The organism is Flavobacterium sp., assembly GCF_044368625.1.
GTDB lineage: Bacteria > Bacteroidota > Bacteroidia > Flavobacteriales > Flavobacteriaceae > Flavobacterium.
Genome location: NZ_JBIPPD010000159.1, coordinates 1 through 7,878, shown reverse-complemented (window position 1 = coordinate 7,878; position 7,878 = coordinate 1). Strand labels below are relative to the sequence as shown.

General features: G+C 29.9%; 8 protein-coding genes. 7 read left to right on the top strand and 1 reads right to left on the bottom strand.

Going from position 1 to position 7,878, the window contains the following annotated elements; genetic code table 11:
- The 7 genes from ACIQ2X_RS11655 to ACIQ2X_RS11625 form a co-directional block, all read left to right on the top strand.
- Nucleotides 1-300, top strand: a 300-nt coding sequence (locus tag ACIQ2X_RS11655; protein WP_396179090.1) for a TetR-like C-terminal domain-containing protein, incomplete at its 5' end; no start/stop codon positions are given.
- A gap of 53 nt (nt 301-353) precedes the next feature.
- Nucleotides 354-1,688, top strand: a complete 1,335-nt coding sequence (locus tag ACIQ2X_RS11650) for a TolC family protein (RefSeq protein ID WP_396179089.1) — start codon at nt 354-356, stop codon at nt 1,686-1,688.
- A complete protein-coding gene (locus ACIQ2X_RS11645) occupies nt 1,669-2,736 on the top strand; it encodes an efflux RND transporter periplasmic adaptor subunit (RefSeq protein WP_396179088.1) in 1,068 nt (355 codons plus the stop codon). The genes ACIQ2X_RS11650 and ACIQ2X_RS11645 overlap by 20 nt, the downstream gene beginning before the upstream one ends.
- A gap of 6 nt (nt 2,737-2,742) precedes the next feature.
- Nucleotides 2,743-5,793 carry an efflux RND transporter permease subunit gene (locus tag ACIQ2X_RS11640; RefSeq protein WP_396179087.1) on the top strand — a complete coding sequence of 1,017 codons (3,051 nt, stop codon included), beginning with the start codon at nt 2,743-2,745 and terminating at the stop codon, nt 5,791-5,793.
- Between the two features lie 12 nt (nt 5,794-5,805).
- Nucleotides 5,806-6,255, top strand: coding sequence for a DUF2147 domain-containing protein (locus tag ACIQ2X_RS11635; protein ID WP_396179086.1), 450 nt, complete (start codon nt 5,806-5,808; stop codon nt 6,253-6,255).
- A 10-nt stretch (nt 6,256-6,265) separates the two neighbouring features.
- Nucleotides 6,266-6,958, top strand: a complete 693-nt coding sequence (locus tag ACIQ2X_RS11630; protein WP_396179085.1) for an SDR family NAD(P)-dependent oxidoreductase — start codon at nt 6,266-6,268, stop codon at nt 6,956-6,958.
- Nucleotides 6,959-7,057: 99 nt separating this feature from the next.
- Nucleotides 7,058-7,693 carry a hypothetical protein gene (locus ACIQ2X_RS11625; protein WP_396179084.1) on the top strand — a complete coding sequence of 212 codons (636 nt, stop codon included), beginning with the start codon at nt 7,058-7,060 and terminating at the stop codon, nt 7,691-7,693.
- Here the strand turns inward: ACIQ2X_RS11625 and ACIQ2X_RS11620 are convergent.
- The coding region (locus tag ACIQ2X_RS11620; protein ID WP_396179083.1) for a hypothetical protein at nt 7,676-7,878 on the bottom strand (203 nt) is incomplete at its 5' end. The two genes, ACIQ2X_RS11625 and ACIQ2X_RS11620, sit on opposite strands and share 18 nt — an antisense overlap.

Here is a 7,878-nt window from a genome sequence, read left to right as displayed (position 1 = left end):
TATGATCTAATGTTTAATCTGAAAGCTCCAATGGAATTTTTAGATGCTGTTAATGAAGAAGAATGGAATGAAGGAAAAGCAACTTTTGATGTGCTAAACACAACAGTCAAACAATGTATTGATGAAGGTCATTTTAAAGGTCATAATCTGGAACCACTATCTTTTATGATCTGGAGTTTAGTTCATGGAATGTGCTGTTTAGAGATCAGACAAAGAAGTAAAGGTGTTAATTTAACTAATCCAGAAACTATAGTAATTGATGCTTATAATGAATTTTTAAAAATGATATACAAACTATAAATTTTTTTTGAATTATTTTGAACATTGTTCATTATTTAAACAACGTATAATATATGAAAAATACAATCCTAACACTACTGTTCTTAACCTTTCATTATTTCAGCTTTGCTCAAAATGAGTTAGATAATTATATAAAAATTGGACTTGAAAATAATGAAGTAATTAAGCAATATAATTTTGACATCAACAAAAGTATTTGGGCTTTGAAAGAAGCGAAAAGCCTTTTCTACCCAACTGTAACATTCAATGGTAATTATACAATTGCAGATGGTGGTCGAACAGTTGATTTCCCTATTGGCGATTTATTAAACCCAATTTACAACTCATTAAATCAAATAACCAACTCTACTTCATTCCCAACCGTTGAAAACCAATCCATTCTATTAAATCCCAATAACTTTTATGATGTAAGAATTCATACTGTGATGCCATTACTAAATTATGAGATTATCTACAACAGAAGAATTAAAAGCCAACAAAATGACTTCCAAAAAATTGAATTAGAGATTTATAAAAGAGAACTTGTAAAGGAAATCAAAATTGGTTACTTCAAATATCTTCAAACGCTTGAAGCAATAAAAATTTACGAAGAGGCTTTAAAACTAACATTAGAAAATCAAAGAGTAAATCAATCGCTGTTTAAAAATGATAAAATTAATCGAACTGCTGTGCTACGTAGTGATAATGAAGTAAAACGTATTGAAGCCAATTTAGCGGAAGCTAAATCAAATAGTAAAAATGCCCAATCATACTTCAATTTTCTTTTGAACCAATCTTTAGACACTGAAATTAAGGTTCAAACAATCTATGAAAACATACCTGAAACCATTGAAATAGATAATATACAATCACGCGAAGAATTAAAAAAATTAAATACAATCACTGAAATAAATTCATCGCTTCTAAAATTAACACAATCGAATTGGTTTCCAAAACTGAATGCATTTATAGATTTTGGTTATCAAGATTTTGATTTTCAAATACAACAACAATCGCGATATTATTTTGGTGGTTTGGCATTAGAATGGTCTATTTTCTCCGGAAACAAAAACAAATTTAAGCTCAAACAAGTAGAAGAAGATAGTAAAAAAATTAACTCACAAACTGATAATGTAAAGCAACAATTACAACTCCAGTATGAAATTGCGAAAAATAATTGGTTAGCAAAAATTGATATATATAAAGCAGAGAAAAACCAAACAATAGCAGCTAAAACATTCAACGAGGATATTTCAAAATTGTACAAGCAAGGACAGGCAATTTATATTGAACTTCTTGATGCTCAAAATCAATACATTAATACTTTACTCAATACAAACCTAGCTTTTTATAATACGTGGATATCCTTCACAGAATTGGAAAGAGCAAATGCTAGTTATAACTTCTAAACTTAAAACTTTACAAATGAAAAACATAAAATACTTATTCGTTTTTGCAACTTTAGCGATTATGTCTTGTTCCGATAAAAAGGAAAGTAAAACAAATGAAACCGAAATAATAGCGGTAAATCTTTTTGAATTACAAAATTCTCAAAGCACAAGTAATATTGAAACCAGTGGATTAATTACTACTGAAAATGAAACCAAATTGTCATTTAAAATTGGTGGTGTTATTGATAAGATTTTTGTAAAAGAAGGACAATCATTCAAAGCAGGACAGTTGTTAGCTACTTTAAAGCAAACTGAAGTAGAAGCTCAAGTCATTCAAGCCCAACTTGCTCTAGAAAAAAGCAAACGTGATTTTAGTAGAATTACCAATTTATACAAAGATAGTGTTGCTACACTAGAACAGCTGCAAAACACTAAAACAGGTTTAGAAATTGCTGAAAAGACTTTACAACAAGCTAGCTTTAATAAAAAATACGCTTATATCTATGCAACTTCAGCTGGTTTTGTGGGTAAAAAAATAGCAAATGAAGGCGAAATCGTTCAAGGTGGAAGTCCTGTTTTGATAATCAATGAAAGTAACAATCAAAAAAATTGGATTGTAAAAGTAGGCGTATCCGAAAACGATTGGCTAAAAATTAAAGAAAATAATTTGTGTAAAATTCTTTCCAACAGCAATCAATTTGATGGTATAGTAACTCAAAAAAGTCAATCTATTGATGCAAATTCAGGCACATTTCAAATTGAAATAAAAATCAAAAATGCAACTACAAATCTTGCAGTTGGAATGTTTTCAAAAGTAAATATCAGTAGCTCAAATACTGAAAAAACAACTACTATTCCTTATGATGCGGTCATTGAAGCAAATGGAAAAAATGCTTTTGTTTTTATTCCATCTTCCAATACTACTGTCAAAAAAATTCCCATTATAATTGAAAGTTTTAATGAAGAGGAAGTTTTAGTTTCTAGCGGTTTAGAAAATCAAACCCATGTTATTATAGGAAATTCTCCTTTTCTTAATGAACAATCTAAAGTCAAAATCATTAAATAAATCGTTATGAATATCACAAACTTTTCAGTCAAAAACTACCAGTTTACCATTGTGGCATTCGTAATGGCAGCTGTTGTTGGTGCAGTAACATTGTTTACAATGCCAAGAGCAGAAGATCCACAAATAAATCCACCATCTTTTCCTATTGTGGTAGTTTATCCAGGAACGAGTCCAAAAGACATGGAGGAACTAGTCGTTAAACCAATTGAAAATGAATTATATGAGCTTGATAATGTAGATAAAATTGTTACATCCATTCAAGATGGTTTGGCAATCATTCAAATTGATTTTAAATATGGTGAAGATGTAGATAAAAAGTATCAAGAAGTCATCAGAGAAGTAAATAATTTGAGAAGCGAATTGCCTCAAGACATTAATAAAATTGATATTAGAAAAGTTGATCCATCGGATGTTAATATTTTACAAGTTGCTCTAGTTTCGGAGAATGCTTCTTATAAAAAACTCAAAGAATTAGGAGATGATTTAAAAGAAAAACTTGAAAAAGTAAAAGATTTAAAGAAAGTAAAAGTATCAGGAGCACCAGAAGAGACAATACGTATTGATTTGCAATTAGCTAAAATTGCTGAACTGAAAATTCCTTTAAATACTATTATCGGAAGTTTGCAAAGTGAGGCACTAAATATTCCAGGAGGTAGTATAGTTGCAGGAACAAAATCATTTAATGTAAAAACAAGTGGTAAGTTTTCGGGAATTGAAGACATAGAAAATACAATTGTTTACAATGCAAATGGTAAAATAATTGCTTTAAAAGATGTAGCGAAAGTTGATTATAAATTAGAAGAAGAAAAACATATCACGCGTTTAAATGGACATCGTTGCATCTTGATAACCGCTGCTCAAAAAGTTGGTGCAAATATTAGTACTACTCAAAAAAAGATGCTACCTATTCTATCAGATTTTGAGAAAAGCCTACCAAAAACAGTTCAATTCACTAAAAATTTTGATCAAGCTAATAATGTTTCTTTACGTCTTTCAGGTTTAGTTGTAGATTTTTTATTTGCATTAGGGTTGGTTTTAATTACATTATTACCACTTGGCAATAGAGCTTCTATTATCGTGATGGTGGCAATACCTCTTTCGTTGGCATTAGGATTAATTGGATTGAATGCTTTTGGCTTATCATTAAACCAGTTAAGTATTGTTGGATTAGTGGTTTCATTAGGGCTTCTGGTGGATGATAGTATCGTTGTGGTAGAAAATATAGAGCGGTATCTGCGTGATGGATATTCCAAAAAAGAAGCTGCCATAAAAGCTACAAAGCAAATTACTCTAGCAGTTATAGGATGTACAGCAACTTTGATAATTTCTTTTTTACCTCTTTTATTTCTTCCTGCTGGTCCAGGAGAGTTTATTAGAGGATTACCTATGGCAGTAATCACAAGTATTCTAGCTTCGATGATTGTATCGTTGACTTTAGTCCCTTTTTTAGCCAGTAGAATTTTAAAAGAACATCAGAGTAGTGAGGGAAATATTTTTCTTCAGTATTTACAAAAATTTATTAAAAACACCTATGCAAAATTGATGCATAAAGCCTTGATGAAACCTATAACAACATTAATAGTAACATCTATTCTATTTTTAGGTTCTTTAGCATTATTTCCTGTGGTAGGTTTTAAGTTATTTCCTACTTCTGAAAAACCCATTTTTTTGGTAAACATTCGAATGCCTCTTCAAACCAAAATAGATGAAAGCAAAAGAATTACCAAAATAGTAGAAGATAGTATAGCAAAAAATAAAGAGATTACTTCTTATACTTCAAATATTGGAAAGGGAAATCCTCAAATTTATTACAACGTACCACAACAGGAAGAAAAAAATGATTTTGCTCAGCTTTTTATTCAGCTTGATGAAAAGGCAAAACCAAAAATTAAAAATGAATTAATTAAAAAACTTCGTGATCAGTTTAAAGATTTTCCTTTGGCACAAGTAGAAATTAAAGATTTTGAACAAGGCCCACCAATAGAAGCACCAATTTCCATCAGAGTTTTTGGCGAAAATTTAGATACCCTTCGAACACTTTCTTTTAAAGTGGAAAACATTTTAAAATCGAATTCGGGTGCTATATATGTTAACAACGAATTAAATACTTTAAAAACAGACATAAAAATCAATATCAATCGTGAAAAAGCAAGAACATTAGGAGTATTTACAGCTGATATTGATAGAACCGTACGATTAGCAGTTGCCGGAATTCAAATAGGAACTTATACCAATGATGAAGGCGATGACTTTAATATTATAATTAATACACCTAAAGATAATGTTACAACTTTAAATGTATTAAAAAATATTTTTGTTAACAATGCAATGGGAACTGCAATTCCTTTGGGACAATTGGCAGATATTGAATTTATTACTTCACCCAATAATATCAATCATTTTGATAAAAATCGATTTATAAAAATTACAAGTGCTACCAAAGATGGAATTTTAGCAAATGATGTATTAAAAGAAGTACTTCCAAAATTAGACAACCTAAAAATGCCTTCGGGATATTTTTACAAATTATCGGGTGAAGCAGAAAGTGAAGACGATGCTTTTGGTGGAGGTTTTATTACAGTCATCATCTTAACAATTTTTCTTTTCATAGCAGTACTTATTTTACAATTCAAGACCTTCAAAGGCATTATCATTGTTTTATCAGTTTTGCCTTTAGGTGTAATTGGTGGAATTACAATGTTGTGGCTATCGAGCAATCCCATGTCATTTATTGCAATCGTAGGTTTTATTGGCTTAGCTGGAATTGAAGTAAATAACTCTATATTATTAGTTGATTTTACCAATCAAATGCGGATAGAAGGTGTTCCATTGGAAGAAGCGATTGAAAAAGCCAGTGAAATTCGTTTTTTACCAGTGGTTTTAACATCACTGACTGCCATTGGTGGATTAATTCCATTAGCATTAAATCCAAACCCTTTAATATCGCCATTAGCATTAGTCTTAATTGGAGGTTTGATTAGTTCAACTATCCTTTCAAGAATTGTAACACCAGTTATGTATAAATTAATTCCACCAACAATTGAAATAAATAATTAAAACAGAAAAAAAATGAAAACAAAAAATTTAAAAACAATGAGCAAAAAACTATTTTTTATGATGTTTCTATTAGTCGGGGTGGCTAATACATCGCAGGCACAAACAAAATCCGATGCTATCTTAGGCGAATGGATTAATGAGAAAAAAGACGCCAAATTTCAAATCTTTAAAAAAGACAATAAATACTTTGGTAAAGTTATTTGGGGAACGGGTGGCGATGCAAAGGATGTAAAAAACCCTGATGCAAAATTAAGAGATAGAGAAGTTATCGGTTTGGTTATCTTGAACAATTTTGTCTTTGATGGCGATGATACTTGGGAAGATGGAACTATTTATGATCCACGAGAAGGAAAAACTTACTCTTGTAAAATAACTCAAAAAGGAAAAGACAAAATTAACGTAAGAGGTTTTGTTGGAATTTCAATGTTTGGAAGAACAGAAGTTTGGACTAAAATTAAATAACATTTAGATTATGGAAAGTTACACATTAATCACAGGAGCTTCTTCAGGAATTGGCTATGAAATGGCTAAAATTTTGGAAGAAAGAAAACACAACTTAATCTTGGTAGCAAGAAACTTTGACCGCTTACAAGGTATTAGAGATGATTTTGAACCAAAATATGGAATTAAAGTAAAAATTTTTAGAAAAGATTTATCAATGGCATCTAATGCAGAGGCTTTGTACCTAGAAATAAAAAAAGAGAATGTACAAGTTGATTACCTCATCAATAATGCAGGAGTTGGAAACTATGGTGAATTTACTAAAACTTCACTTCAAGAAGAATTAAATATGATAGAACTAAATATTTCTTCTCTAGTAGTGCTTACAAAATTGTTTTCTCAAGATATGGTGAAGAAAGGTAGTGGTTCAATAATGAATGTAGCTTCTTTACTTTCATTTTTACCATTTCCATATTATTCCGTTTACTCGGCCACAAAAGCTTTTGTATTGGCATTTTCAGAAACAGTTAATGCAGAATTACAGGGAACTGGTGTTATGATCAAAACATTGTGTCCTGGTCCAATTGATATTGCTTTTACAACTCCAGAAATGGCTACCACAAATGCCTATAAAGCAAACAAACCTGTAAATCCTGAATTTGTCGCACAAGAGGGAATTAAATTATTATTCAATACAAAATCAAAAAAAAATCGTAGGCTTTAATAATTGGTTCATATCAAATTTACCAAGAGTAACCCCCGATTTTATCATAATGAAAATCAAAAAAAACTTAACAAGTCAAATCAATTAAAAATAGAAATTATGCAAAAAATAATCATTTTAACAGCAATCTTAGTAGCATCAACTCTTGTTTCAAATGCACAAGAAAAAAAAGACACAGGTATTTATTTTGGAGCCATCATCGGAACAAAATACAACGATTTCAACAATCATTTTGCAGCAGATATAGAACCGGAATTATATTCGTTTTCTATTGGAGCAGGTAGTGCTTGGACAAAGAATAATTACGTAATTGGATTTGAATTTTTGTATTCAAATGCTAATAAAGATAATAATACAGGCGAAATTCAATACATTGGTTTTAGTAATACATTATCTTTTGGTTACAACGTATCTAAAAATAAATCATGGAAAATGGAACCAAATATTGGTGTGGTTTTAAATAACAATCAATTAATTGTACAAAATAAGTTAAACAATTCTTTTCAGAACCTAACCAATAATCAAGTAATGGGTAATATTGGTCTTAATGTAAAAGTAGTAGATAAAAAAGGTCTTTTTACAGGTATTAAACTGGGGTATATGTTAACTTTTTCAGGAGATACTGAATGGGAAAACAAAATAGATGGAACTAAAACAGGTTTAAATGATAATGTAGGTACATTTTATTTTCAATTGAATTTAGGAGGATTGTTGGACTTAACTAAAACTAATTAATATGCAAAAAGTAATGGTATTGATTGTACTATCTTTTTTAAGTTGCTCTACTTCTAAAAAAACAATTGAAATAGAAGAAAAAGTAAATGTATATCCGTAATTGCTCATATTTTTGTATATTTGTTTGATAGATAAATTATTGGGTATGAATATTTTTAGTTTTGGAGTCGAATTTAGTAGTGAAG